The following is a 23,957-nucleotide window of genomic DNA, read 5'->3' as shown; positions in this document are numbered from 1 at the left end:
CCTTCTCTTTCTCGCTCGCTTTCCTACTCCGCTCTGTCTCGCCGTCCTCCTTCCGCTCGTGCACCCACACCGACGAGCGGTCGCCTCATCCCCCACGGTTTTGCCGCTCGACACCCTCTCGACGGATATGACCGAGACGCTGTTCCTCTCGAGCGACGAACTGGCCGGACTCGCGACGCCCGACGAGTACGTCGACGCGGTCCGCGAAGGATACCGTCAGCGCGGCGAGGGGGCGCCCGCGGAGCCGCGGACGAAGTTCCTCCCCGACGACCCGCCGGGAATGCTCACCACGTACGGGGCGGTGCTGCCCGAGACGGGCGCGATGGGCGGTTACATGTACAGCGCCGGCTTCGGCGCGCGCGACGCCTGGTTCGTCACCCCGCTGTTCGATTCGGAGTCGGGCGAGCTGCTCGCCGTCCTCGACGGGGCCCACATGAACCCCTACAAGACGGGGGCCGCCGGAGCGGTCGGCGCGGACGCGCTGGCTCGCGAGGACGCCAACTCCGTCGCGCTCATCGGCAGCGGCGCACAGGCTCGGGGCCAACTCCGCGCGCTCGCGACCGTCCGCGACCTCGACACCGCGTGGGTCTACTCGCCCACGAAGGAACACCGAGAGAAGTTCGCGGGCGAGATGGACCGCGAACTCGACGCGAGCGTCGCGGCCGTCGCCTCCCCCTCCGCGGCTGTCGAGGACGCCGACATCGTGGTCACGGCGACCACCGCGAGCGAACCGGTGTTCGACGGCGACGAACTCGATGCCGGCACCCACGTCACTGCGATGGGTCAGTACCACGCCGAGAAGCGCGAACTCGACGCGCGGACCATCGAACGGGCGACGTACGTCCCGGACCTCCGCAAGCGGGCGACCACCGATGCGGGATCGTTCCTCCTCGCGATGGAGGAGGGCGTCGTCGACGAGTCGCACATCCACGCCGAACTGGGCGAGGTCGTCGCCGGCAGCGAGGAGGGGCGCACTACCGAGGAGGAGATAACCGTCTTCGACTCCGGCGGGACGGGCATCGAGACTGTCGCCGCCGCGTACCTGCTGTACGAACGCGCCAGCGAGAAGGGACTCGGGACCACGGTCGACTTCTCGCCCGCGAGCGAGGCGTTCTGACCCGGCGTGCTACCGATAGCGGTTCCACAGTTCGAACCCGCAGAGACCGAGCGAGACGCCCACGGCGACGGCGAATCCGAGACCGAGCCCCCCGCCGAGGCTCCCGGATCGGAGCGTCCCCACGACGACCGCTAACACGGTGGCGGCGACGACGTACGCGACCGCTCGGACGACAGGGTGGAGGGCACGTGACATACGCGGTCGTGACACACCCGGGCCACGTAACCCTTGTCCGCGTCGGCGGGCTCTCACGGTATCACGCCCACGCGGGCCGGGTCTTCGCCAGGCGCTCGAACCGCGAGAGGAGCCACGGGAACGGGAGGAGGACGAGTACCGACACGACGACCGGGACGCCGACACCGGGCCACGGCGACCCCGTCGCCAACTGGGCCTGCACGCCGACGTACGTCGCCATCCCGACGACGACACCGTAGTACGCCGCACGAACCGGGAGCGTCCCGAGATGTCCGGGTTTCGGCCACCAACCCACGTCGACGTAGCCGCCCCGGAGGGTCCCAACGACCACCGAGGCGGCCGCGAGCGTCGTCATCGCGGAGAGGGAGACCTCGACGGGGTGTGCCGCGACCAGAAGCAGCCACAGCACGGGAATCACCAGCACGTTCACCTCCATCGCGGCGAAGAACGTGTAGTCGAGGAAGCGGTCGACCCGCTCGATCAGCGTCCGTTTCGGTCCCCCAGCCACGGTCGTACTCGGGCTTCGAGGGAGTAAACGGTTACTGCCGGTCGCGTTGGTGGCTCGTATCCGGTTCTGACGGGTCCGTGCTCGACAGAGAGCGTGTGCTGCGACGACCCTCCCGACGCGGCGGTTGCCGTTACAAGCAGTCGAGATTTGCGTGGCGGGTCGTGAGACGTACTCGATGCCCGACAATCCAGAGAAGCAGCGGAGCGACGAGGTCGACGAGAACCAGCTTCAGCAGTCCCGAACCGAGGGAGAAGCCTACCTGACATCGGTCACGTACATGGCCACGACCGTCGCCAACGACGGGGGGACGACGGCTGCGGGGGACTACGTCGTCGGCTACGCACAGGAGGAGGCCGAACCGATGTACCGACTCGTCGACGAAGGGGAGTTCGAACTCGACGAACCCGACGAGGAGAACTGTCATCTCGAAGTCGTCGTCGCCGACCGCGAGGACCACCGGTTCGTCCCACACTGCGGCGTCACGGTCTCGCTCGAACGAGCGGGCGAGGAGTTCGGTCCCTTCGACCTCTCGTTCCTGTGGCACCCCGGCGTCTATCACTACGGGTCGAACGTCGAGGTCCCGGAGTCGGGAACCTACGACATGCACGTGACGGTCGAACCGCCCGAGTTCCACCGTCACGACGAGCAGAACGGCGACCGGTACGGCGAAACCGTCGAAGTCACCTTCGAGGAAATCGACGTCGAGACCGGGCAGGACTGACCGGTCGACTGACGCGCCGTCCGGCACACCGCTATCGGTAGCGTCCCCACCGCCGGCAGCGTCGTGTCGTGGCGTCGGACCCGTTCCCACCGACTCACTCGGCGACGTGGGTCCGTGCGCTTCGGCTCACTGGAGCCGATACCGCAACAGCGCCGCGATGCCGCCGAGGTTCTTCAACTGCTGGCCGGGGGCGAACTCGGCCGAGAAGACGGTCACGTCGCCGCCCTTCTGTTCGACCGTCTCGATGACGTCGTTCACGTCGACGTCCCAGTCGCCCTCGCCCTGGCGTTCGTCTCTCAGCCGCGAATCGAGGACGAGCAGGTGTTCGACCGCGCCGAACTCGGCGGCCTCGGCCGTCTCCTCGATGCCGTACGCGATTTTAGCCCCCTCGGCGATACCGTCCATCAGGTCGTCGATGAGCCGCGACTCCTCGGCGATGCGCGTCTGCTCCTGCACGTCGTCGACGGCGCCGCGTTTGAGCACCTCGTGGACGCCCCGGTCGCCCACGCCCGAGGTGTCGACCGTCTTGATTATCTTCTCGGTCGCGTCCGGGTATTCGTTCGAGATGTAGTCGCGGGCGTCGTTCTTCGTGAAACCCGGGCCGGCGAGGATGACCGCGTCGACGTCCAAGTGCGACAGCGCCTTCCCCACCTCGTCGAACAACTCGGTTCGGGGACGGGCGTAGTCGCCCTTTCCGGTCGGCCGGGTGAACGAGGCGTACTCCTCGGTACCGTACTGGGCGACGGTGTGGATGTACGCTTCGCCCTCCTCGACGGTGACGATGGCGACGTCGGGGTTCTCGGTCGCCTGTTCGGCCGCTTCGATTCTGTCGACCTGATCGGGCTTGAAGCGTTTCTCGACCGTGATCTCGGAGCGCTCCTCGACGTTCAGCGTGTGATGGTGGCCGAGTTGGTCCTCGCGGGAGCAGCCGACGATTTCGCCCCCCACGCGGAGCCGGTTGGCGAAGCGGGCGAACTCGACGTCCTCCACCGACAGGGTGACGTGGAGGTGTTCGCGCTCGCCGCCCGTGTCCCGCATCTGTTCGTCGTTGCGCTGGATGCGTCGGGTGGTGTCGCCCGAGACGAGGTCGCCCGGTTCGAGCACGTACGAGAGGTGCCAGAGGTCGTCGACGTTCTCGGGGACGAGCGTCATCCGCTCGCGTCCCTCCTCGCCGCGACCCCGGCTCACGATGCGCATATCCGTTCTCCGCGGGCGGGGATTACGTGTCTTTTGAATCCGTCGACCGAGCCGACGCTCGGAACGGCCCCCTGGCGCGGTCGTCCGCCCGACTCGCGGTCGGACGCCCTCACCACTCGACGAGCACCCCGTCGCAGACGGGGCAGGTGAAGAACGCGGCGGTCCCCATCTGGCCGAGATACACGCGGTCCCCGTGCGGGTGGTCACAGGCGTCGTCTCCACCGACTCGGGCGCGACTCCCGTCGGACGAATCGAACGGATCGAGGTCGTAAAGCGTCACGTCTCGCACGACGGGGGCGACGAGCATCAGGGAACGACCTGCTATAGACGGGGCCGGACCGCTCCCGGACACAGCAGGGGGTGCGGTTATGGCCCGTGCACACCACGGACACGCATGCGCGCATGCGACGCGCCGCCCTCGACGGCGGACGCCCTTCGGCTCACGCTGGAGGTGTGGCATCCCGACTGCTGGGTCCTCCAGACCACGCGGCAGGCAGCGGTCGGCCTCCTCAGCTACGGCGTCTTCACCCGAACTGACGGCTGTGCGACCACGCTGTTCACCCTCTATGGGGACACGACGTCCGCACTCGACGACGGCGTCTCGGCCATCCGTTCGGCGTCGGCCGTGTTCGACGTCGCCAGTATGACTCGTGACCACCGCGGACGCGGGCAGACGCACGGTCGGCTTCAGGCGGGCAACGCGACCCGTGAACTCCTCGTCGATCACGACGGGACCACGCAGATCAGCGAGGCGTTCACCGACCGCGGCTTCGTCCCCGCCGAGGCGGTGGACGCCAGGGACGACACGGAGCACTGGACGCTGCTCACGCAGCACGATCGGGAGACGGTCGAGCGGCTCCTCGACGAGGTGCGTGCGGGGTGGGACGCGACCATCGCTGTGACCAGCATCACGCGCGGGATACGGGCGAGCGAGCGCCCGCCACTGCCGCTCGACCGCCTGTCGAGCCGACAGCGCGAGGTGTTTCGCTACGCCCGGGCGAACGGCTACTACGAACACCCGCGCGAGACGGACGTGAGCGCGATCGCGACGGCGCTGGGGCTGAGCAGTTCGACCGTCCACGAGCACCTGCGGAAGGCCGAGGCCGCTCTGCTCGGCACGAGGTTCGACTGAGGGCGTCGTCGTCGAACACGGTCAGGGCTCGGCCCACCGCTTCTTCGACAGGCCGGCGGCGAACCCCCGTCCCACGAGGTAGTACAAGATCACCTGGACGTAGAAGAGGACGAAGAACCCGACGACGACCGCCGAGAGCGCGGAGCCGACGAGACCCCCCACGATGCCGACGACGAGCGCGAGCAGCCACGCGACGGCGTAGTCGCCCGTGAACGCCCCCGACGCGATGGTCCGCAGGGCGAACGCCGCGCCGAGGTTCCCCTCGATGGCGAAGTTCGCCAGCGCCGCCGGGAGGAGATACGCGAGCAGGAGGCCGGTGACGGCGACGACCACGACGAGGAGGACGAGGACGACGAGTCCACCCGCACCGCCCGACGGCGGCGAGGGGGTCGCCCCCGGCTCCATCGGAACCGGTTCGCCGGGGACGACGATGAACAGGCCTCCGAGGAGCAGGGCGAGCGGAATCAGCACGACGAGTCCGTAGACGAGGTTCACGACGAACATCTTCAGCCCGTCGACGAGGAGCGATCCCCACTGGGTGAACGACGGCGGGGTGTGTTCGCCACGGGCGGCGTGGTCGAGCACCCGGACGAGATACCCCTGCAGGACGAACGCGGGGAGGATCAGGAACGAGAGGACGGTCAGGATACCACCGACGAGGAGGGTCGACAGCCAGTCGTCGCCTCCACGGGGGAACGACAGTGCATCGGAGAGCATCACCCGCCCGGTGTCCGGGCGCGGAGTTAGTTCTTGTGTGTAGCACGCTCCGCTCGTCGGGGCAAAAACGGGAGGGAGGGCACTTCGATCTGGGGGCGAGTCAGCCGTAGCGGCTCAGATGGCAGGCTGCTGGCCGGGCATCTCGTCCTCCTCGTGGAGGTCGACGGGGTGGACGTCGGCCCAGGTGTGGCCGATGACGTAGAACGCCGCGACCGCCGCGTAGAACGTCACGAAGACGCCGATGACGGTCCCGATGATGGGGACGATGCTCAGGACGGAGGTGAGGATACCCGCACCCAGGAGCAGCGCGAACGCCGTCAGCCAGCCCATCGCGTACGCCTTGGTCGTGATGACGTCACGGATCTCGCCGAAGGCGAACCCGGCCATCACGTCGTCCTTCTCGACGAAGTTCGCGAGCGCGGCCGGCACGACGTACGCCGCCGCGAGACCGAGGACGAGCGCGACGAGGAAGCCCACGAGGGCGACCAGTCCGCCGACGACGCCCGCAGCGCCCGAGTTACCGGCGACGGCGCCGCCGACACCGACGAACGCGATGACCGCGCCGATGATGCCGGGGATGAGCCCGTAGACGAGGTAGATGGCGAAGCCCTTCAGCCCATCCATGAGCATCTCGCCCCAGTCGTCGAACACCGGCGGCTCGCTCTCGTCGTGCATCGTACCGCGGAGAACGCGGACGTAGTAGCCCACCACGATGAACAGGGGGATGATGAGGATACCGAAGAGGGTCAGTACGCCCCCGATGAGGACGGTCTTGATCCACTCTTCGCTGCTGCGTAGATATCGGAGTGATTCTTCGATCATGAGTTGTCACCGAGCCTGCCGCCACGGGCGAACCGGTCGCTGTAGCCTGCAGTTGCTCTGCAACACCCACGCTATCTGAGGTATTATGTATGGCCTCCCTTCCGCCGGATAAACAGAACGTTATGGGAGCCGTAACGAGTCGCCCGCGTCGACCCGTGATGGTTCGAGCGCGAGTCGTGCTCACACGTCCCGCAGTTCGCTTCCGCCCGGGGGGAGGAACTCCTGAATCCGGTCCGGACTGGCGACCTTCCGGAGGAACGACTGGTCCGCAAAGCGCTCTTTGAACTCGCGGTAACACATCTTCGCCGCGTCGTTCTGGGCGTAGCGGCCGGGTTCGAGGGTGATGGTCGTTTCGGCCTGTGGCTCGATGGCCGACGGCGGTCCGCCGATGACGCGCGTCTCGCCCTCACAGCGGATGCCGACCGCGACTCGCGCCTCGCAGTCGCGGAAGTAGGTGCGGTCGCCGCGAATGACGAACCCCCCTTTTTCGAGGTACTCTCCGCTTTCGGGGGTCTTCGACACCTGGTCCGGCGTCACCATGTACGCGTCGCCCGCGTGGCGGCCGTCCTTCCACACCGACGAGTACGCGACGGCGAACTGTGCGGTCTCCTCCAGAGTAGAATCGGGGAAGTCCACCGGATTCGACGGCTCCGACGGCCGTGAGGCCTTCAGAACCGTCACCGGTCCGCCGTACGCCTGTGCGTGGAAGAACCGGTCGTGCTTCGAGAGGTACTTCTTCACGAGGTCCTCGTTCTGGTCGGCGTTCCGTCCTCCCACGACCAGGAAGCCGTCCGACGTCTCGAACCACCGGAACCGCTCGTACCAGTGCTCCGGTTGACGGATGGGGATGGACCGCCGCGAGAGCCAGTCGATCTCCTCTCTCTCCTCGTCGTCCTCCGCGTCCTCGTCGTCGTCGGCCTCCCAGGCGTCGCGTCGCTTCTTCACCGCCTCCAGTTCCTCGCGGGTGTTCTCGATGGCCGCCAGCGCGCCCTCCTTCTTCTCCTCGATGCGCTTGGCCTCGGTGTAGAGGCGGTCGGCGTTCTTCTCGACGCCCATCGAGACGTCGACGGTCACGCGCGTCCCGTCGAGGGCTATCGTCACGGTCCCCTCCGCGGAGTCGACGCCGACGACCGCCTCGGCGGCGGGGATACCCTGGTCGGCCCCGGCGTCGAGTTTCTCCTCGATGTCGGCCCACGGGACGCCCTGCTCGCGGGCACCCCGGACGGTCGAGAGCACCTCGTCGACGAGGTCGTACCGCGCGTAGAGCGTCTCGGCCTTCTCGCGCTCGGCCTGGGCCTGCTCCTCGAAGCCCTCGATAGCGCCCTCTTGCTGTTCGATGATGCGCTTCTGCTTGGCGATTTCCTCCTCGAAGTCCGGTCGGTCGTCGCCCTTCTCCCCCTCCTCTTCGTCCGCGAACTCGACTCGGTAGAAGTACGCGTCGAGCGCCTCGTTGAACGTGTCGTACGCCTCCTCGTCCAGTCCTTCGCGCTCTCGTTCGCGGAGGGGAAAGGGCGTCGCGTCCACGACGCGGTCGTCGTCGAGGTACACCCGGGGGTCGAAATCTCCGGACTTCAACTGAGCCGCGAGGTCGGCGATAGCGTCGTGAATCGCCCGGTACTCCGATTCGCCGGCCTCGGGATGGCGAGCGTCTTCTCGACGCCCGCGCGGGTGCAGAGTTCCTCGGCGTACAGCCCACCCAGATTCAACTGGGTCGCGAGGGTCCGCACGACGTCGGTGTCGGAGTCGGCCATCTGTCGACGGAACGTGTCGAACCCGACTGTCAGGGGGTTCAGCCGCGAGGAGGGGAACTCGTACTGCGCGCCGGGCGCGACAGTGCGGGACTTCAGGCGCACCGTTTCGAGGCTGCGGATCACCTCGTCCGTCTCGTCGAGGACGGCGATGTTCCCCTGGCCGAACAGTTCGGCGACGACCTTCGTGCGCTCGTCGCCGCGCTCGAACTCGAAGACGAGGATGCGGTCGAACTCGTACTGCTCGGCGCCGACGAAGTCGGCGTTGGCGATTCGGTTTCGAAGCATCATCGCGAAGTTCGGCGGCCGGCCGGGGGCGTCGGGGACGTGTTCGGGGGCAGCGACGTGCGCCCGCTTCACCTCGCCGACCTCGACGAGGAGTTCGACGCGGCCGCGGTCGAAGTCGCGCATGCGGAGGCGCAGGAGGTCCTCTCCGTACAGATAGGCCTTGTCGACCTTCGCGCCCTCGTATCGGTTGAGTTCCGTGACGAGGGCCGCGAGGTCGACGCTCGAAAGCTCCTGCTTCGGGTCCATGTCCTCTCGATACTAGCGGGTGCCGAAAAGGGGTGTCGGTGTGTCCGCGCCACGCGCGGTGGTCGTCCGCGTCGTCGACGCCGGCGAACGCGAGGCGATTAACTCGACGCGACCACGACGTCGACGGGTTCGTCGACCGGTTCGTCGCCGGTGTAGCCGTACCCGACGGCCACGACGGTGTAGGTCTCACCGGGCAGCAACGTCAGCGGGTCGCCGAACAGGAAGGGGTCGTCGGCCGGGATGGCGTCTTCGGTCTCGCGCCGTAGCTGGAACGTGTACGGCCCGCTTGGAACCTTGAGGTAGTCGCTCGCCGACGCGTACTCGACGCCGTTGAACAGCGTGAGGCGCACGAGTATCTCCGGAACGTCGGCGAGGAACTGGAACAGTCCCGGGGTCTGGACCCGGTTACGGACGAACTGCGGGATGTATCCGCCAGCCGTCCCCTTGAACAGGTCGATGAGAGAGAGGAGGTCGCTCCTCACTCTGTTCGGTACGTCGGCCTCGCGGTCCGTGTTCGCCGTACTCACCGTGACCGTGATGTCGACGTCCTCCTCGTCCGGGACGGCGTGGACGACCCGGGCGAGGGCGCTCGAACCGGAGAACCGCCCGCCGACGCTCGTCTCGTCGGAGAACTGTTTTATCTCGACCGTTCCCTCGGACAGTTCGCCGAGGACGACGAGCGTGTAACTCTCCCCGCCCTCGAACGTCAGATCCCAACTCGCGACGGCCGCACCCGGCCCCGAACCCGTCGGCGTGACGCTGAACGACGTCGCCCCCGAGGGGAGCGTCAGAGAGGTGATATCCTTGAACGCGACGTCCTCGGCGACGAGTTCGTCGTCCGCGTAGATGTCGACCGCTGGCGCGTCCGGGACCGCGTGGATCGCCTGGATCTGTGCGACGTGGTTGTCCGCGGCGACACCGTTCGACGACGCCAGTCCAGCCAGTCCTGCGGTTCCAGCGCCGATCGCTTTCAGTGCCGTCCGACGTAACATATTTGACATATATTGAGTTCCTCGACTGTTGGCTCGAAGCCCACATGTAAAAGTATTGACTTCAACCAATCACAGTGTATGTACGCATTTCGAGTACGTTCGGACGGATTACTATCATGAACGTATCTGACGATTTTCGTATCGCCCGCTGCGAACCGATCACCCCGGAGGCGTGAGCGACAGATGTCGTGTCGCTGAAATAGTTGTGACACGAGAAACGCCTATGGTCGAGCGCACGTCCCGGGTCGTCCGCGCCGGGTCGACAGCGGAACTCGCGGACGCCCTCGCCGTCCGCCGGGCAGTCTTCGTCGACGAGCAGGACGTCCCACCCGAACTGGAGGTCGACGAGTTCGACGAACTCGGCGCGGCGACGCACTTCGTCGCGTACGACGGGAGCGAAGCGGTCGGCGCGGCCCGTCTCCGTCCGTCCGACGAGGGACGCGCGAAAATCGAGCGCGTGGCCGTCTTGAAAACGCGTCGTGGCGAGGGAATCGGCGGTCGACTGATGGACGCTCTCGAAGCCGAGGCCCGAGAGCGAGGATTCGAGTCGCTCGTCCTCCACGCGCAGACCCCCGTCGAGGGATTCTACGCCGAGCGGGGCTACCAGTCGGTCGGCGAGGTGTTCGAAGAGGCTGGTATCCCACACATCGAGATGGTTCGAGACGTCTGACCGTCCGACCGTTCGAGCGATACGACGTGTCGATTGGACGCCGAAACGACGTCGTACCGACGGACTGTCCGATCCGACGACGTGTGACGACCGCCCGCCGAGGGCTCCGGTGGTCTCACCGACGCACTGGACGCGACGAGCGGGCGAGTGGCCCCCTCGGGGTCGACCCCTGATACGGCCGGTATCAGTCGGTTTCGGCTGTCGCCGCCCCCGGAGGCGGCGACGGCCGGGATACAGTGACGCCAAATCGTATAACTCTCGTCGCGGCGACGAACACGACGAGACCCACCACCGAACCGAGCGCCGCAGTCGGGGACCAGAGTCCGACGAGGAGGAGGGTAGAGAGCGTCAGCGAGGACGTCAGGGAGGGCGGCGCACGGGAGGCGCCGTCGGCGTGAGACGGTGGCTGGTACTGCATGGTTCGCGGGCTGAGGACCCGGTCTGTCGTCGGGCCGGGGAGCCCATAAGTGATTTCTGAAGGACATTTCTGTAATCGAACGGACTGAAGATCTCTTCACCGCTCTCGTCGGTGGAAAACACGACGCGGGCGCCGGGGTAGGTTCTTTGTCCCGCTCTCCGTAGCCCGAGCCATGACGAGCGAGGAACTGGCACCCGCGAAGGCCTTCGGGAGGCTCGCGGACGCGACTCGACTGGACGTCCTGTGCGCGCTCGACGCGGCACGGGGCCGTTCGGTCTCGTTCTCGGACCTCAGAGCGCGGGTCGGCGTCGACGACAGCGGTCAGTTCAACTACCACCTCTCGCGGCTGCGACCACACTTCGTCGAGAAGAGCGACGACGGCTATCGGCTCACGGCGGCCGGCCGACAGGTGGTCCGCGCCGTCGCCGCCGGTCGGTTCACGGCCGACGTCAGCTTCGAGGCGTTCGAACACGAGAGCCGGTGTCACCGGTGTGAGACCCCGCTCAGGGTGTCGTACCGGGACGAACGCCTTCGGTTCCGGTGCCCCGCCTGCGCCCGCGAGGTTCTCGACGTGGGGTTTCCCGCCAGCGGCGCCCGTGAGCGGACGCCCCCACAGGTCGTCGACGCCTTCGCTCGCTTCTCGTATCATCGCGTCGCCGGCGTTCGCGACGGCGTCTGCCCGGACTGCTGGGGCTCCACGGAGGGGTGGGTGACCGACGAGGTCCCGTCCGCCGTCGACGAACCGGCCGCGGTCGTCTTCGAGTGTGCCGTCTGCGAGGGCGTCGTCGTCGTCTCCTTCGGCGGCCTCGCCATCTACGACGAGCGGGTTCGGCGATTCCACCGCGACCACGGCGTCGACCCCGACGACGGCTACTACTGGGAGCGCCCGCAGTGTCTCTCCGGCGAGTTCACGACCGTCGAGTCGACCGACCCGTGGCGGGTGCGGGTCGACTTCCCGCTCGACGACGTGGTCTGTCGAGCGCGGTTCGAGGGGCCGAACCTCGTCGACGTGAACGTCGGCTGAACGCCACGAGGGGAACTGGCTCGCTCCGGGTTCCCGTCGCGGTGACTCCCGACCGCACTGGCACTCCGCTCCCGTGTCACGAGAGCCACCCTCCGACGTGGTGGGCGAGACGGTGACGTTCGTCTTCGACCTGCGGAACCGCTCGCTCGCGCTGTTCGCTCGCGCAAAACCTGGAGCAAAACCCCGTTACAACCGCTTCGACACGTACGGTCCGTCCTGCCGATAGCCGAGCTTCTCGCGGTAGTACTGGCGGACGCCGATGCCGGAGATGACCGCGAGCTTCGAGAAGCCGTCCTCGCTGGCCCGGCGTTCGGCCTCCCCGATGAGCCGCTTGCCGTAGCCGCGGTGCTGCCAGTCGCCCTCGCCGCCGAGACCGACCTCGCTCCCGTAGACGTGGAGTTCGCGGACGATGGCGGCGTCTCGCAGTTCTTCCCGAACCGGGTCGGCGTCGGGGCGGTCCCCGTAGGGGGAGTGCGAGGGGTACCGGAGCCGACAGAAGCCGATGAGGAGGTCCTCTTCGGGGTCCTCGAACGCGAGGAACTGTTCGCGTCCGCCGGCCGCGTCGTACGTTCGGGTCGACAAAGCGACCCGGTCGGGGTCGGGGTCGGCGTCGTTCATCCCGACCTCGCGGGCGCGGATGTCCCGGGGTTCGATGCCCCTCTCGGCTGCGCGCTGCTCGGCCAACTGTCGGAGGTTCGACTTCCAGACGCCGGCGTCGATGAAGTCCGCGGGGATGTCGCGCTGGACGCGCTGGAGTCGGGTGTACTCGGGGACGAGCCCCATCGCCTCCGAGACGACGTCGGCCGCCTCCTCGTTCGTGAGCGGCGAGAACTCCTCGCGCCGCCACTGGTCGTACACTCTCGTTCCTCTCACCACCAGCGTCGGGTAGATTTTGAGGTAGTCGGGCCGCCACTTCGGGTTGTCTCGCAGTTGCCGGAAGTCCTCGACGCACATCTCGCGGGTCATCCCCGGCTGGCCGGGCATCATGTGGAAGCCGACCTTGAACCCCGCGTCCCGCAACCGACGGTTGGCGTCGACCGACGCCTGGGTGCCGTGGCCGCGGTGCATCTCGCGGTTGATCCGTTCGTAGGTCGTCTGGACGCCCACCTCGACCTTCGTCCCGCCCAGGCGGAGCATCCTGTCTACCTGCTCGGGGTCACACCAGTCGGGCTTCGTCTCGAACGTCATCCCGACACAGCGGACGTCGGCCGTCTCGTTCTCGGAGATGACGTCCTCGACGTAGCGGAACTCGTACTCCTCGGGGTCCTGTGCGAACGACCGTCCCTCGGCGGGGTTCGGTTCGGCGTCTAAGTCGTACTCGTTCATCGCCTGCAGCGCGCGCTTGACGAACCACTCCTGATAGTCGTGGCTCCGTGCGGTCATCGTCCCGCCCATCAGGATGAGTTCGGCCTTGTCGACGGGGTGACCGATGTGCCGCAGTTGTTCGAGACGGAGCGTCACCTGCCCGTAGGGGTCGTAGTCGTTCTGCTCGCCGCGGGCGGCGGCGGGTTCGTGTCCCGTGTACGACTGCGAGGAGTCGAACTCCGAGGCCGGCCCGCCGGGACAGTACAGACATTTCCCGTGCGGGCACATGTGCGGCGAGGTCATGATGGCGACCGGCGAGACGCCCGACGCCGTCCTGACGGGCTTGCGGCGCACGACTTCCACGACGTCCTCTCGTCTATCCTCGGGCGCGTACTGGAGGATGTCCGTGTTCTTCGGCACCTTCGGCGAGGAGTGTTCCGAACACGCCTGAAGCTTCGCCCCTTCGAGCGAGTCGGCGTCGATTTCGCCGTCGAGAATGCGCTCGACGAGCGTCTCACACGTCCGTCGAAACGCCTCTGTCTCCTCGGGCGCGGCGTCGACGGTGCCCTCGGCGGTGCCGGTCATCGTCAATGAGTGGTCGATTCGGCCGAATAAGCGTGTCGCTCCGACGACTCGGCCGCGACTCTCATCTCCCACCTCGCTGCAAGCAACAGACATATGCGGCGGAGTCCGCAACGGACAGAACATGTCAGACGAAAGCGAGCAGGCCGACGAAGCGGCCGACACCGAGGCGGACGTCACCGACCGAGAGCCAGCGGTCGTCGACAGCGAGGGTCACGGCGTCGACGTCGAGGGCGGCGGCGACGCGGGCGCGTCCGCTCCCGAGGAGTCCGACGAGGTGGACGCCGACTTCGAGAACGAGAAACCCGACGAGGAGGACGAACGCCGCGAGGAGGAGGCCGCCGACCAGAAGAACGTCGACAACCACCGCGACGAGGAGCCGTTCGAGTCCTGAGACCGTCCGCTGGCGGCCCGTACCGACTTCAGTACTGCGAGGGTGCCGACCACACCCCGAACGGACTCGACTCGTTTTTCACGAAGACACCGCCACCACGGCGAGTCGCCTCCCGATCAGTACGGGATGACGCGGAACCCTTCCGGGAGGAAGAGGCCGAAGATCAGAAACAGCGTCGCGGCGAGACCGGCGGTGATGAGCGCGTAGGGTATCTGGGTGCGGACGTGGACCATGTGGTCGCTCCCGGAAGTCGAGGAGGCCAGCACCGTCGTGTCGCTGATGGGCGAGGTGTGATCGCCGAAGATGCCGCCGCTGAAGACGGCCCCGAGCACGAGCGGGAGGTTCGCCCCCGTCGCGAACGCCAGCGGCACCGCGATGGGGAACATGATGCCGTAGGTCGACCACGAGGAACCGTCGGAGAAGCTGACGAAGCTCGTCGTGGCGAAGACGGCCAGCGGCACGATAAAGGCCGGGACGCCGCCGAACGTCTCGGTGACGAACGACGAGATTCCTAACAGGGAGACGGCGTTCTGGATCGAACTGGCGAACATCAGGATGACCGCCGCGAGCAGAATGCCCTTGAACCCGACCATCATGGCGTCGGTCGCGTCCTTGTTCGAGGGACGTCGCCTCGCCAGCGATAGAGCGCGAACGCGACGACGAGCGCCGTGACGGAGGCCACGCCGAGTTGGACCCCGCCGATGTTGAACGACCACGGGCCGCTGGGGGGTAAGACGAGCGCCCACTGGCCGAGTTCGAAGAGCGTGTTCCCGGTCGCCCCCTCGACGTAAACGACGGGGCTCCCGCGCCAGAACATCGCGCCGAGGCCGACGACGATCATCGTCAGGATGGGGACGACGAAGTTCCGCCAGTCCGGGGTCGCGCCCTCGTAGACGGTGTACTCGTCCATCTCCTCGGAGATCATCGGGTCGTGGTCCTCGCCGACGACGCCCTCGCCGGCGCGGGCACGCTGTTCCTCCTCGGCCATCCCGCGGATGTTCGGGAACACCTGCCAGGCGACCAGGGCGGCGAGACCGAGGGCGATCCACGAGTAAAAGCCCGTAAAGAGCGTGTTGAAGAAGAGCGGCCAGATGGCGCCGGTGACCGCCTCGCCGCTGGAGTTGACGAACTCGGACATCCGCTGGGGGAGCGAGCCCTGGCTGGCCGCCTGTTCGATGCCGCCGCCGATGAAGCCGACCATCGCCGCACCCCACGTCGAGTAGAAGGCCAGCCGGGCCGCCGGCGACCCCGCGGAGTCGACGTAGTAGGCGAGTTTCGCCCGCGAGACGTTGAACTGGTCCGTCAGCGGACGCATCATCGAGCCGACCACGAGACAGTTGAAGTAGTCGTCGATGTGGATGGCGATGCCGGCCAGGAACGCTGCTTTCTCCGAGTCGGCCGGCGAGTCGACGCGGGCGGCCAGCGCCTCCAGCACACCCTGGATAGCCCCCGACCGGATCATCAACCCGATCATCCCGCCGATAGCGAATATCGCGAGTAACACGTTCTCGACGTACCACGGGCCGAACAGCGGTGCCGTCGCGATGATCTCCGGGGCGACCTTCACCCCGAAGACGGCTCCCAGGAGAACGCCGCCAGCCCCCACCGACCACGACTCGGCGTCCTCCGCCTGTGGATTCACCGTCGTCACCTCCGGCCCGGCGGCGATCAGGTCCGCCGGGACGCCGACGTACGCGGGGTTCAACGCTCCGTACGCGACTGCTGCGGTCACCACGCCGACGAACAGGCCGATGAGCGCGTCGCGCGTGTACCACGCCAGCGCGATGGCGACCAGTGCCGGCACGACCGAAATCGCTCCCGCTTGAATGCCGTCCACCATGCGACGAGGTACCACGATACTGGCTGATAAAGGTGTGGAAACTTCCCGGCAACGACACGTCGAACCGTGGCCTGACCCCGACCGCTGTCGGCCGAAGGGCGATGAAACCGCTGTGACGCCCGTCCGGCGGACGCAAGGACGCCGCTTATCCGTCCGGGTGGCGTCGTGAAGAACAGATCGATGACTGGAATCAACAGACGGTCGGCGAACACACTGGGTATCGCTACGACGCTCGTGGACGCGCTTCTCGCGTTCCGTCGTGGTCAGCACAAGAGCGGCCTCCTCCTCCTCGGCGCGGCCGCGCTCTCGAAGCGCGTCAACGGACTCGGCACCGCGACGTCGGTGCTCCTCCGACTGATTCGAAAGTTCAAATAACGCTGCCGTCGCGCCCTCGTCCAGCCGAGCGGTTCTGACGAGGCCGCGGAGCATCTGTCCTCTCGGAACCGTACCCCGGAGAAAAATCCACCCGCTCAGTCGGCCTCGAACGCCTCTGTCGGGGGACTCCCTACCGCCTGCCCGGTCGTGACGAGCGCCACGCCGACCGCGCCTGCGACGACCGCCGCCGCGAGCAACAGCGGCCGGTACCCTGCGACAGTGGCGACGCCGGCGAACGCGACCGGTCCCGCCGCACGGCCGAGGAATGTCGTGCTGTTACGCAGACTGACCGCGCCCGCGCGGACCGCGTCGGAGACCGCTTCGGTCACGCCCGCGTCCACCGACGGGAGGACGATTCCCGTCCCCGCGCCGACGGCCAGCATCGCCGCGACGAACGCGAGGAGCGACGAGGCGGCGAAGAGGCCCGCGAAGCCGACGGCGAGACAGGCGAACCCGTACGCGACGAGCGTCCGGTTCGAGACCCGGCGAGCGAGTCGGCCGTTCGCCGCCGAGGCGACGATTGCGGCACCCTCCGCGACCAACAGCACGACACCGATTACCAGCGGTGTGAGCCCCTCGCTCGTGAGGAGGAACGGCGCGGCGGTGAAGACCACGCCGAACAGCAGGAACTCCGCGGCGAACGTCGCGCCGTAGAACGCCCGCGTCCCGCGGGCCGTGACCGCACGCCCGGCGGTTCGGAGATACGCGACGCCGGGCATCGAGCGGCGTTCGTAGTCGGGTTCGCGGACGAGGTACCACGCCACGCCCGCGACGGGCAGGGCGACGAGGTACGCCCCGAACGGGGCCGACCAGCCGAAACCGACGAGGTACCCGCCGACGACCGGGAAGACCGCGGCACCCGTCGAGAGGGCCGCGAACGTCACGCCGAGGACGGCGTTCCGCTGGACGCCCTCGAACGTGTCGCCCACGAGCGCGACGGTCGAGACGAAGATGCCGGCCGCGGCCGTCCCCTGGGCGACGCGGAGCGCGAGGACGGTCCCGAACGAGGGCGCGAGGACGGTCGCACCGCCGGCCAGTCCGAAGACGAGGAGGCTTCCCGCGAGGACGCGCCGGCGACCGATCCGGTCGGCGAGCGCGCCGACGAACGGCGAGAGGACGATGCCAGTGACGAAGTACGCGCTCACGAGCAGGCTCGCGGCTGCATCGTTCACGCCGAACGCGTCGCGGATGGTCGGGAGCGCCGGACTGACGAGCGGAACGCCCAGGGGCGCGAGAAACGTCGCCAGCAGGACGACCCGAACGGTCGGCGAGTCCCACGGCACGCGGTCGACCCTCGACGGACTTTCACTCATGGTTCGAGCCTCGATTCAGGGAGTCAACCGGTAGAACCGGAAGAACTCGTTCTCGATGGGGAGCACCTCGATGGCGGAGAATCCGGCCTCTTCGGCGTACCCGCGGAGGGTGGATTCGCGCATCACCGTTCCGGTGCCGACGCCGTCATCGACCATGCCCACCGGGAGGCAGTGGAAGACGCTGTACCCGTACATGAACTCCTCGACGGGGCCGGCCGCGGGTGAGAACGTCTCGCCGACGCGTTCGTCCATGACGAAGACTGTCCCGTCCGGCAGGGCCAGCGAGCGCATCGTCGACAGCACGGCCACGGGGTCGGACATGTCGTGGACGCACTCGAACGCGGTGACGAGGTCGTACGACCCGTCGACGTCGGCGGCGTCGGCGTGGGTGAACGAGAGGCGGTCGCCCGCGTCGTACGCGGCGGCGTTCGCTCGCGCTCGTTCGACGGAGGCCGCGTCGGCGTCGATTCCGCGGACCGTCGCGTCGGGGTACGCCCGGGCGATGCCGATGCTCGACCAGCCGTGTCCACAGCCCACGTCGGCGACTCGGCCCCCCTCTGTGAGTCGGGCGTCGACGTCTTCGAGGGTCGGGAGCCACTCGGTTCCGAGTTCGTTGACGAACAGCGGGCGGTTCATCGCGGCGATACCCTCGTGCATGTCCTCGCCGAACGCGTGGTACTCGATCCCCTCGCCGGTGCGGTAGGCGTCGACGAGTTCCTGGACGGGCGACAGCGTCCCCACGAGCGACTGTGGAATCCCCGCGAGGTAGTCGAGGCTCTCCGGTTCGGTGAGAACGGCCGCGTGGGCCGGCGGCAGGTCGAAGCGTCGCTCGGATGCCGGGGCCTCGGGGTTCTCACACGCCAGGACGCCCGAGACGACCCCCTGTTCGAGCCACTCGCGGGTGTACCGCTCGCTCGTTCCGGTCGCCGCTGCGAGTTCGACCGGGGTCGACGGCCCCTCGGCGGCGAGCACGTCGTAGTACCCCAGTCGCGACCCGAGATAGAGCGCGTAGGTCGTGAAGGCCCCGAGGGCAGCCTCGAAGACCCGTTCCTGAAACGATTCGATGTCGGTGCGGTCGGTTGTCGACTGGCTGGTTGCCATGGCCGGAGGGAGGAGTCGCAACCGGCTATAGTTAATTTCCGAGACGTGTGTCGGAGACAGAAACCCGTCAGCCGGCGCGATACCGGTGTCGGCCGCCGACGGGGTGTTCGCCCAGTGACTCCCGTCTCACCGACCGAGACGCGGACCTGTCGTCTCACCTGAGACACAGTTATTCCCCCGGGGAGCGTCGGTTACGCCACGCACCCTGGAGGGGGAGACACCACATGACCGGCGCAGACCCGAAAATACTCGACGAACTCCTGCAGAACACGCTGGAACTCCAGGCGCTCGACCTCCGCGAGGAACCCTCGGAGGACCGCCTCTCGACCGACGACCTGCTGGACGTGCTCCGCCACCGCGACCTGTTCGAAGCGCTCCTCGTGACGCCGCTCGACCGCCGCGACCTGGAGGACTCGCTGGAGGTTTCCCGCGCGACGAGCCACCGCTTCACCCGCTGGCTCGAACAGAAGGAGTACGCCGAACGGGTCGACGGGACCTATCACCTCACCGGCGAAGGGGAAATCGTCGCCGAGGCCGTGGTCCAGTTCGAGCGCAAGATACGGACCGCCAACCGGCTCTCGCCGCTTCTCGACGCTATCTGCGAGGACCACCGCGAGTTCGTCGTCGAACCGTTCGAGAGCGCCACCGTCACCGTCGCGACGCCGGCGGAACCGTACGCGCCCGTGACGCGTTTCCTCACGCTCCTGCGCGACTGTGAGCGGTTCCGCGGCTTCAACACCACCCACATGGTCCCGCCGGGGCTGGCCGACGTCTACGGCGACCCGTTCGCCGACTGCGAGGTGGAACTCATCTACCTCCCGGACGTGGTGGACACCCTGGAGAAGAGCGACGACGGCTTCCGGCGGGCGCTCGACGGGGAGCACCTGAAACTGCGGACACGCGACGCGCTCCCGTACGGACTGGCGCTGTTCGACGACCGCGTCGGCATCGGCGGCTACGACGAGGAGACCGGCACGATGCGGGTGTTCGTCGACACGGACACGGCCATCGCGCGGGCGTGGGCCGAGCGCGTTTACGACACCTTCAGAGCGGACTCGACGCCGCTCGAAGCGGAGTGATCGGTACGAGGAGGAGGTCCCGACGGGGATGACAAACGGGGGCGTTCAGGAGAGGAACGGGTGATGTGCAACGAATCAACGCCGAGTTGGCCGGTGAAACCGAGGCGTTCGTGCGGTACACGGACGCGGTGTGAGACCTCAACCCATCCCAGCCGACTCGCTCGCCTCCGCTCGCTCCCCGACGCCGACCGCGACGGCGGCGGTGGCGCGTGACGAGACGCTCTCGGTGAGCACGCTTTTTGAGTAGAAACGTCCCTCCTCGACGAACCGTGCCTGCCGACGACCGCGGGTTCAGATCTGCTCGGCGATGGCGGCGACGACGGCGTTGAGCACGTCCTCGCGCATCCCCGAGAGGAACTCGATGCGACCGTCGCGGATGCCGAAGGCGGTGACGCCGGCGCCGGGGACGGTCTCGCGTGCCGCGGCCGCCACGGCGCGGATGTCGACGGGCGCCGTGCTCCGGATGTGGAGTTCGTCGGTGCCGACGCCGACGGTCACGAACGGGGCGTCGTCGACCCGGTTCCGACGGTGGATCTCGTCCAAGAGGAGCGTCGTCGGCGGGAAGTCGAAGCGGTGGGTGTACGAGTCGGTGTCCAGCACCGCGAAGTGAGCGCCGCCCGCCTCGCGCGTTTCGAGGTTCGCCTCCGCGGTGTCGACCTCGGCGTCGAGCTTGATGCGGAACTGTTCGGAGACGTGCCCCGCGAGCCCACCGCCGTCCTCGAACAGGAGGTCGGTGATGAGTTCGCGCTTGTCCTGATACGACTGGTAGTACGCTTCGAGCGCGACGGCCTCGCGCATCTCGCGGACGCGGTCGGCGTCGTAGCCCGCCTCGGCGGCGGCCTCGACGTACGCCGTCGGCGTCTGCTCCCAGTAGCTGACGGCCGGGAGGTGCAGCAGGTCGTCGCGGACCTCGGCGTTGACCGCGGCGGCGACGTTCGCGGCGAGCGCGCCGGTCGAGAGCTCTCCCGACTCGCCCCCGTCGACGAGCACCTCACTCACGTCGGCGACTTCCTCGTCGGCGGTGGCCGCGTCGAGGACGACCCGGCGAGCGCCGTAGACGCCGAGGAGACCGAGGCCGTCGGTCGACTCCACCGTCGAGCCCGTCCCCACGAGGAGGACGAGCGGGAGCTTCTCGTCGTGGCGGTCCTGTCCCTGGAGCATCCGCGTCACGTCGTTCGTCGCGGCGTCCATCCCGTACATCGGCTCGTCGAGCGGACGGCGGGTGAAGTAGTGGTACTCGGCGTCGGACGTCGAGTACTCCTCGCGGATGAGCGGGAGGACTGCCCGCTCGATGGCCGCGCCGGCGACGTAGCCGTCGGCCGTCGCGGCGTGGCGAACGACGATGGGGCGGGCGTCGAACACCGCCCGGCGGATGGCTTCGGCGGCGTCCGCCACCTCGTCGACGAGCGCCTCGAGCGCGGCGTGTTCGGCGAGCGGTTCGACCGAGTCGGGGCGGGCGCGCGAGGTCATCGCGTCGTCGAGTCGACCCTGGACCGCAGCGGCCTCCTCGTCGTCGAGCACGTCGAGCGCCTCGGTCTCGATCTGAAGTTCGCCGCGACGGAGTTCGACCTCGCCGGCCAGGCGGACGGCGTCACCGTCTTCGACCTCGGGGTACGCGCGGACGCCCGCTTCGACGAAGGCGGCGCACTCGACGGTCCCGGTCTCGTCGCGCACCTCGAACACCGTGGGACCGGACGTCTGGTAGACGTCGACGACGAACCCCTCGACGCTCACGTCGTCGCCGACGCGGTCGTCGAGGTCACCGATCGCCACGCGCGGGAACGCGTCCGCGTCGACCGGTTCGTCCTCGTCTCCCGAGGCCGCAGCCTCGGGTTCAGGTTCAGGTTCGGGCTCGTGTCCACCCTCGTCTCTAGCGCCGTCGTCGGCCTCGGCGACACGACCGTTCGCCGCGTCACCGTCCGTGGCGGTCAGGTCGGAGTCGTCGTCGTTCGACGACTCGTTCTCGGCGTTTCCTTTCGGGCGCGTCTTCACGGGTTTCGAGGACTCGCGCTCTTCGACCTCGAGCGGTTCGCCTTCGGGGTCACCGTCGGGGTCGTCGATGCGGGCGCCGCGGAACTCGCTCTCGGACTGGCGAATGGACCAGCCGAGGTCGACGTTGCCGTTGTCGCGGATGTTCTTCACCTGGACGAACACGGTGTCGCCGCGGTCCCAGTCGAGGCTTTCGAGACGGCGGTCGAGTTCGCTTCGGTGCAGGAGGCCGGTCACGCTCGGCGAGAGGTCGACGAAGACGCCGAACTCGGCGAACCCGTCGACGGTGCCGCGGTAGAAACGACCGGCAGTCAGTTGGTCGGGGCGCTCTCCTCTGAAATCGAACCAGACGTCTTCTTCGTGGGTGATCCAATCCATGGTGTGTCACTTAGATGGGAAAGGACCCGCCGCGGTCCGGCGGGTCACGTCCGTTGCCCGAAGAAAACGTCCGCCGCCTAAAACGATTGTCGATACGTCTCTGTCGGTCACAGCCTCGGTCACGCGCGGCCCGGGTCGACGACGACCCGCCCCGCGTCGACAGCGGCGACGGCCCTCACCCGGGCGGCCAACCCGGTCCCGACGACTCTCTCACAGCGCCTCGGCGTCCGCGAGGAGCGACTCGACCTGGTCGGGGTCGAGCGCCACCTCGACGTGGTTTCCCTCCCCGTCGTCGAAGACCAGTTTGACCTGGTCGCCGAACTCGCGGGCCTCCGTCTCGGTGACGTGGTACAGTTTGACGGTCGCGCCTTTCGTCTTGGTGCCGACGTGTTTCACCGTTCCCTCGTCGAGTTCTACCATGAAGTCCGACAGGTCGAGCGTGAGCATGAACGACGTAACGAGGGGAGCCCAGTCAAATCAAATCAGCGCCCACGCCCGCGCGACGGAGACGACGGCGCCGAAGCCGCCGAACGCGTAGCCGAACACGAGTGCCCCCGGGACGGCCGCGGCGACGGCCGCTCTCACGAGCGAGGTGTCGTGGACCTCCGACAGGCCGACGGCGAGGAGGAACGCCCCGTAGGCCGCACACAGGGCACGAAGCTCGGGAACTGGAATCCCGGCGAGCGCACAGGGTGCGGTCGCGTACGCGACGGTCTGGACCGTCTCGCTCACCCCCGCCCTGTCCGTCACGAGCGCCATGAGGAGGAGCGTCTGAATCGCCGCGGTGAGATGCAGCGTCGCGGGCGCGATGAGCAGACAGACCGCCAGCAGCGCGAGCGTCGCCGAGAGCACCGGCCCGCCCTGGATGGCAGGGACCGAACCGGGCACGAGGAGGAAACGCGTGGCGACGAAGGCGAAGGCGACGACGACGGCGAAGACCAGTCCCGGCGCCTGGTCGCCGGGGACCACCCCGTTGCGGAAGAACCCGCGCGGACGGACGAGGACATCGACCCACGCCCGACCGATGCCGACCGGCCCCCGCTCGCGGCCCTCGCCGGGCGTTTCGACCCACGTAGTCACGTTCTCTCCTAGGCGCGCCGGAGCGTATGACAGTTCCGACATCGCGCCTCGTACGACTCCTCGGCGCCGACGAGCACCGTCGGGTCGTCGACGTGTGCGGGCTCGCCGTCGACGAGCCGTTGGGTCCGCGTGGCCGGTTCGCCACAGACAGAACAGATCGCCCGCAGTTTCTCGACGTACTCCGCGACGGCCATCAGGTGCGGCATCGGCTCGAACGGCTCTCCTCGGAACGTCGTGTCGAGTCCGCAGACGACGACGCGGTAGCCGTCGTCCGCCAGCGACTCGGCGACGTCGACCAGTTCCGGACCGAAGAAGTTGCCCTCGTCGACGGCGACGACGTTGACGTTCTCGTCCCGGGCCGCGAGGTGGTCGTAGATGGCCCAGGCGCCGTCGCTGCCGTCGCCGGCGTCGTCACCGCTCTCGTCCTCGATTGCGCTTTCACCCTCGTCTCCGCTGTCGTCCTCGCCTCCGCCGTCGTTCCCGACTACCGTCGCCTCCCACGTCCGGCCGTCGTGCGACCCGACGGTGGTCTTCCCGTAACGGTCGTCGACGGCGGGGCTGAAGACGGCCACCTCCTGACCCGCAATCTCCGCCCGGCGCAACCGCCGCAGCAACTCCTCGGTCTTCCCGGAGAACATCGACCCGGTGACCACCTCGACCCACCCACTCTTCGTGATGGCGTGCATGCTTCGAGAGCGACAGTGGGAGCGTCAAAACGGTTCCGGC

General features: G+C 67.9%; 22 protein-coding genes and 2 pseudogenes. 8 read left to right on the top strand and 16 right to left on the bottom strand.

Going from position 1 to position 23,957, the window contains the following annotated elements; translation table 11 throughout:
- The first annotated feature begins 127 nt into the window (after positions 1-127).
- Positions 128-1,117 carry an ornithine cyclodeaminase family protein gene (locus C2R22_RS11390; protein WP_103425864.1) on the top strand — a complete coding sequence of 330 codons (990 nt, stop codon included), beginning with the start codon at positions 128-130 and terminating at the stop codon, positions 1,115-1,117.
- A gap of 9 nt (positions 1,118-1,126) precedes the next feature.
- Here the strand turns inward: C2R22_RS11390 and C2R22_RS11385 are convergent, their stop codons facing one another.
- Positions 1,127-1,312 carry a hypothetical protein gene (locus C2R22_RS11385; RefSeq protein ID WP_103425863.1) on the bottom strand — a complete coding sequence of 62 codons (186 nt, stop codon included), beginning with the start codon at positions 1,310-1,312 and terminating at the stop codon, positions 1,127-1,129.
- Between the two features lie 61 nt (positions 1,313-1,373).
- Entirely contained in the window at positions 1,374-1,820 is a 447-nt protein-coding gene (locus tag C2R22_RS11380) for a hypothetical protein (RefSeq protein WP_245902742.1), read from the bottom strand.
- 175 nt (positions 1,821-1,995) lie between these two features.
- On the opposite strand from C2R22_RS11380, the gene C2R22_RS11375 reads away from it, so the two are divergent.
- Positions 1,996-2,541, top strand: a complete 546-nt coding sequence (locus tag C2R22_RS11375; protein WP_103425862.1) for an iron transporter — start codon at positions 1,996-1,998, stop codon at positions 2,539-2,541.
- 126 nt (positions 2,542-2,667) lie between these two features.
- Here the strand turns inward: C2R22_RS11375 and C2R22_RS11370 are convergent, their stop codons facing one another.
- The gene (locus C2R22_RS11370; protein ID WP_103425861.1) at positions 2,668-3,738 is read right to left on the bottom strand and encodes an mRNA surveillance protein pelota; all 1,071 of its coding nucleotides are present in this window, start codon (positions 3,736-3,738) and stop codon (positions 2,668-2,670) included.
- A gap of 109 nt (positions 3,739-3,847) precedes the next feature.
- Positions 3,848-4,045, bottom strand: a complete 198-nt coding sequence (locus C2R22_RS11365; RefSeq protein WP_103425860.1) for a hypothetical protein — start codon at positions 4,043-4,045, stop codon at positions 3,848-3,850.
- An 87-nt stretch (positions 4,046-4,132) separates the two neighbouring features.
- Here C2R22_RS11365 and C2R22_RS11360 point away from each other — a divergent pair, with 87 nt between their 5' ends.
- Positions 4,133-4,870: a helix-turn-helix domain-containing protein gene (locus C2R22_RS11360; RefSeq protein ID WP_103425859.1), complete on the top strand. Its 738-nt coding sequence runs from the start codon at positions 4,133-4,135 to the stop codon at positions 4,868-4,870.
- Positions 4,871-4,891: 21 nt separating this feature from the next.
- Here C2R22_RS11360 and C2R22_RS11355 read toward each other — a convergent pair whose 3' ends face one another.
- The 4 genes and pseudogenes from C2R22_RS11355 to C2R22_RS11340 all read right to left on the bottom strand — a co-directional run bounded on the left by C2R22_RS11355 (position 4,892) and on the right by C2R22_RS11340 (position 9,692).
- Positions 4,892-5,587, bottom strand: coding sequence for a DUF4013 domain-containing protein (locus tag C2R22_RS11355; protein WP_103425858.1), 696 nt, complete (start codon positions 5,585-5,587; stop codon positions 4,892-4,894).
- A 114-nt stretch (positions 5,588-5,701) separates the two neighbouring features.
- Positions 5,702-6,409, bottom strand: a complete 708-nt coding sequence (locus tag C2R22_RS11350; RefSeq protein WP_103425857.1) for a DUF4013 domain-containing protein — start codon at positions 6,407-6,409, stop codon at positions 5,702-5,704.
- 180 nt (positions 6,410-6,589) lie between these two features.
- A pseudogene (gene rqcH / locus C2R22_RS11345) lies at positions 6,590-8,691 on the bottom strand (ribosome rescue protein RqcH).
- Positions 8,692-8,789: 98 nt separating this feature from the next.
- Positions 8,790-9,692, bottom strand: a complete 903-nt coding sequence (locus C2R22_RS11340; protein ID WP_103425856.1) for a DUF4397 domain-containing protein — start codon at positions 9,690-9,692, stop codon at positions 8,790-8,792.
- Between the two features lie 214 nt (positions 9,693-9,906).
- Here C2R22_RS11340 and C2R22_RS11335 point away from each other — a divergent pair, with 214 nt between their 5' ends.
- Both C2R22_RS11335 and C2R22_RS25050 read left to right on the top strand, forming a co-directional pair.
- On the top strand, positions 9,907-10,353 hold the full coding sequence (locus C2R22_RS11335; protein ID WP_103425855.1) for a GNAT family N-acetyltransferase: 447 nt from the start codon (positions 9,907-9,909) through the stop codon (positions 10,351-10,353).
- A gap of 590 nt (positions 10,354-10,943) precedes the next feature.
- The gene (locus tag C2R22_RS25050; protein ID WP_162562463.1) at positions 10,944-11,795 is read left to right on the top strand and encodes a DUF7351 domain-containing protein; all 852 of its coding nucleotides are present in this window, start codon (positions 10,944-10,946) and stop codon (positions 11,793-11,795) included.
- 186 nt (positions 11,796-11,981) lie between these two features.
- Here the strand turns inward: C2R22_RS25050 and C2R22_RS11325 are convergent, their stop codons facing one another.
- A complete protein-coding gene (locus tag C2R22_RS11325; RefSeq protein ID WP_103425854.1) occupies positions 11,982-13,685 on the bottom strand; it encodes a tRNA uridine(34) 5-carboxymethylaminomethyl modification radical SAM/GNAT enzyme Elp3 in 1,704 nt (567 codons plus the stop codon).
- A 121-nt stretch (positions 13,686-13,806) separates the two neighbouring features.
- On the opposite strand from C2R22_RS11325, the gene C2R22_RS11320 reads away from it, so the two are divergent.
- Positions 13,807-14,076 (top strand): hypothetical protein, encoded by a 270-nt coding sequence (locus C2R22_RS11320; protein WP_103425853.1) that lies wholly within the window; start codon positions 13,807-13,809, stop codon positions 14,074-14,076.
- A gap of 116 nt (positions 14,077-14,192) precedes the next feature.
- Here the strand turns inward: C2R22_RS11320 and C2R22_RS11315 are convergent.
- A pseudogene (locus tag C2R22_RS11315) lies at positions 14,193-15,916 on the bottom strand (Na+/H+ antiporter NhaC family protein).
- 180 nt (positions 15,917-16,096) lie between these two features.
- On the opposite strand from C2R22_RS11315, the gene C2R22_RS11310 reads away from it, so the two are divergent.
- On the top strand, positions 16,097-16,291 hold the full coding sequence (locus C2R22_RS11310) for a hypothetical protein (RefSeq protein ID WP_103425852.1): 195 nt from the start codon (positions 16,097-16,099) through the stop codon (positions 16,289-16,291).
- A 95-nt stretch (positions 16,292-16,386) separates the two neighbouring features.
- Here C2R22_RS11310 and C2R22_RS11305 read toward each other — a convergent pair whose 3' ends face one another.
- Both C2R22_RS11305 and C2R22_RS11300 read right to left on the bottom strand, forming a co-directional pair.
- Positions 16,387-17,604, bottom strand: coding sequence for an MFS transporter (locus tag C2R22_RS11305; protein ID WP_103425851.1), 1,218 nt, complete (start codon positions 17,602-17,604; stop codon positions 16,387-16,389).
- Positions 17,605-17,619: 15 nt separating this feature from the next.
- Positions 17,620-18,705, bottom strand: a complete 1,086-nt coding sequence (locus tag C2R22_RS11300; protein WP_103425850.1) for a class I SAM-dependent methyltransferase — start codon at positions 18,703-18,705, stop codon at positions 17,620-17,622.
- 224 nt (positions 18,706-18,929) lie between these two features.
- Here C2R22_RS11300 and C2R22_RS11295 point away from each other — a divergent pair, with 224 nt between their 5' ends.
- Positions 18,930-19,784 carry a helix-turn-helix transcriptional regulator gene (locus C2R22_RS11295; protein ID WP_103425849.1) on the top strand — a complete coding sequence of 285 codons (855 nt, stop codon included), beginning with the start codon at positions 18,930-18,932 and terminating at the stop codon, positions 19,782-19,784.
- A gap of 291 nt (positions 19,785-20,075) precedes the next feature.
- Here the strand turns inward: C2R22_RS11295 and C2R22_RS11290 are convergent, their stop codons facing one another.
- The 4 genes from C2R22_RS11290 to C2R22_RS11275 form a co-directional block, all read right to left on the bottom strand.
- Entirely contained in the window at positions 20,076-22,151 is a 2,076-nt protein-coding gene (locus C2R22_RS11290; RefSeq protein ID WP_103425848.1) for a DHH family phosphoesterase, read from the bottom strand.
- A gap of 210 nt (positions 22,152-22,361) precedes the next feature.
- A complete protein-coding gene (locus tag C2R22_RS11285; protein ID WP_103425847.1) occupies positions 22,362-22,598 on the bottom strand; it encodes a hypothetical protein in 237 nt (78 codons plus the stop codon).
- Positions 22,599-22,628: 30 nt separating this feature from the next.
- A complete protein-coding gene (locus C2R22_RS11280) occupies positions 22,629-23,231 on the bottom strand; it encodes a YIP1 family protein (RefSeq protein WP_103425846.1) in 603 nt (200 codons plus the stop codon).
- Positions 23,232-23,239: 8 nt separating this feature from the next.
- Entirely contained in the window at positions 23,240-23,917 is a 678-nt protein-coding gene (locus tag C2R22_RS11275) for a thymidine kinase (protein ID WP_103425845.1), read from the bottom strand.
- Positions 23,918-23,957: the final 40 nt, after the last annotated feature.

This window comes from Salinigranum rubrum (assembly GCF_002906575.1).
GTDB classification, from domain to species: domain Archaea; phylum Halobacteriota; class Halobacteria; order Halobacteriales; family Haloferacaceae; genus Salinigranum; species Salinigranum rubrum.
This window is presented reverse-complemented; position numbering and strand designations above follow the sequence as displayed.